The organism is Burkholderia sp. HAN2018 (genome assembly GCF_024704855.1).
In the GTDB taxonomy this organism is placed as follows: Bacteria; Pseudomonadota; Gammaproteobacteria; order Burkholderiales; family Burkholderiaceae; genus Burkholderia; species Burkholderia cepacia.
Genome location: NZ_QOBB01000488.1, coordinates 1 through 1,660, shown reverse-complemented (window position 1 = coordinate 1,660; position 1,660 = coordinate 1). Strand labels below are relative to the sequence as shown.

At 72.3% G+C, this 1,660-nt stretch carries 1 protein-coding gene; it reads right to left on the bottom strand.

The annotated features are described in order from the left end of the window. Positions 1-178: 178 nt before the first annotated feature. A partial coding sequence (locus DPV74_RS41265) for a transcriptional regulator (RefSeq protein ID WP_119339278.1) occupies positions 179-1,660 on the bottom strand: 1,482 nt, incomplete at its 5' end.

Sequence of the window (1,660 nt, the reverse complement as noted above, 5' to 3'; positions counted from 1 at the left end):
CGCCCCGCGCCGGCGTTCAGCGGCGTCGCGACCGCGCGTCGCCGCAGCGCGAGCCGGTGGCGTGCCCGCCTGCCCGCGCATCGCCGACGGTCCGTGCGTCCAATCAATGTAGACGCACCGGCCGGCCCGGTCATGTGTTCAGCCTGAAACGTTCTGAAGCCGCGACGGCCGCGCGCCGCTACGATTCGCGCGGCGGCAGCTCGCTCTCGCCCGTGTCGAACCCGAGCGCGTGCACTTCCGACCACGCGTCGTGCGCGACCTGCGTCGACCCGGCGGTATGGGCAAGCGCGGCCGCATACGCGGCCAGCAGACGCACGCGCGCGTCGTCGCGCGTGCGCGTCTCGTCCATGTCGCGCATCGAATCGAGCGCCGCGCGCGCGCGTTCGCGACATTCGTCGACCAGCGACAGGTCGAACAGGCACGGCACCGCCACGGCCGCCAGCGCGATGCCGATCTCCGCATCGCCGTTCGGCGAAAACGCCCAGTCGAGCGCCGCGCGCAGGTTGCCGAGCTCGCGCCGGATCACGTCGAGCCGCGATTCGGCGAGCGGCCCGCCGTCGTCGACCGGCGCGAGCCGGAACAGCGCGTGGAAGTAGTTCGCGTGAGCGCGGGCGGCGGCCGCGCATTCGCCGTTGTTCTCGAGCTGCTGTAGCGCGTACGCACGCGTCGTCGTCAGCAGACGGTAACGCGGTGCGCCGTGCGCGCTTTCGAGGCTCAGCAGCGACTTCGACACGAGGCCGGCGATCGTGTCGAGCAGGTCCGCATCGGCCAGCCGCGTGGCCCCGACGATCTCCCGCACCGCGTCGATCGAGAAGGTGTCGCGGAATACGCCGAGCCATCGCAACAGCAAGCGCTCCGCATCGCCGAGCAGGCGGTAGCTCCAGTCGTACATCGCCTGCAGCGTCTGATGACGCGGCAACGCCGTGCGAAACCCGCCGGTCAGCAACCGGAAATGGTCGTCGAGATGCGCGGCCAGCACGTCGATGCCGAGCACGGCCGCGCGGGCCGCGGCCAGTTCGATCGCGAGCGGCAGGCCGTCGAGGCGCCGGCACACCGATGCCATCAGCGACACGCTGCGTTCGTCGAGCGGGAAACGCGGATCGGCGGCCTGCACACGCGCCGAGAACAGCTGCACCGCGCTCGCGCCCAGCGTTTCGGCATCGTCGGCACCTTCGCGCGGCACCTCGAGCGGCGGGATCGGACACAGCCGCTCGCCCTGGATACGCAGCGCCTCGCGGCTGGTCGCGAGGACGCGCAAGCCGGCGTCGGATTCGGTCAGCGCGCTCGCGATCCGCGCGGCCGCGTCGAGCAGATGCTCGCAATTGTCCAGCACCAGCAACATCCGGCGGTTCGCGACGCTGGCCAGCACCGCCTCGAGCGTCAGCGATCCGGCGGACTGTGCGATGCCGAACGCCGCCGCCAGCGCGTCGGGCACGAATTGCGGACAGGCGACCGTGGCCAGCGACACGAACGCGGCGCCGTCCGGAAAACTGGCTTCGGCGCGCATGGCCGCTTCGAGCGCAACCCGCGTCTTGCCGATGCCGCCCGCCCCGACCAGCGTCACGACGCGCGCGGTGTCGAGCGCCGCCAGCACCTCGGCGACGGTCTGCTCGCGGCCGACGAGCGCGGTCGGCGCGGCCGTCAGCCGCGACGTCACGGC